Raw genomic sequence first — 495 nt, 5'->3', positions numbered from 1 at the left:
CGTCGTCACCGGCGGCGGCCCGGGTGTGATGGAGGCAGGCAACCGGGGTGCTGCAGACGAGGGGGCGCCCTCGATCGGCCTCAACATCGTGCTGCCGCACGAGCAGGCGCCGAATGTCTACGTGACGCCGGAGCTCAGCTTCAACTTCCACTACTTCGCCATCCGCAAGATGCATTTCATGGTGCGCGCCAAGGCAATCGCCGTCTTCCCCGGCGGCTTCGGCACGATGGACGAATTCTTCGAATGCCTGACGCTGATCCAGACCGGCCGCATGGAAAAGATGCCGCTCATCCTCTTCGGTGAAAAATTCTGGAAGAGCATCATCAATTTCGAAGCGCTCGCCGAATTCGGCACGATCGCGCCCGATGACGTCGACCTGATCAGCTTCGTCGACACCGCCGACGCGGCCTGGAAGATCATCCAGGAATTCTACGAACACCCGGAATAGGGGGCGCTCAGGTGGCGTCGCCTGCCTTCTTCGGCCGGCCGCCCTTG

Annotated in this window: 1 protein-coding gene; it reads left to right on the top strand. The window is 62.4% G+C overall.

Annotated features, from left to right (window positions below):
- A partial coding sequence (locus tag B3605_RS14700) for an LOG family protein (RefSeq protein ID WP_296434713.1) occupies positions 1 to 448 on the top strand: 448 nt, incomplete at its 5' end.
- Between the last annotated feature and the right edge of the window lie 47 nt (positions 449 to 495).

Origin of the sequence: Rhizobium sp. UBA1881, from assembly GCF_002338015.1 — a bacterium.
Taxonomy (GTDB): domain Bacteria; phylum Pseudomonadota; class Alphaproteobacteria; order Rhizobiales; family Rhizobiaceae; genus Rhizobium.
The sequence above is the reverse complement of the archived record's forward strand: the minus strand, read 5'-3'. Positions and strand labels throughout refer to the sequence as shown.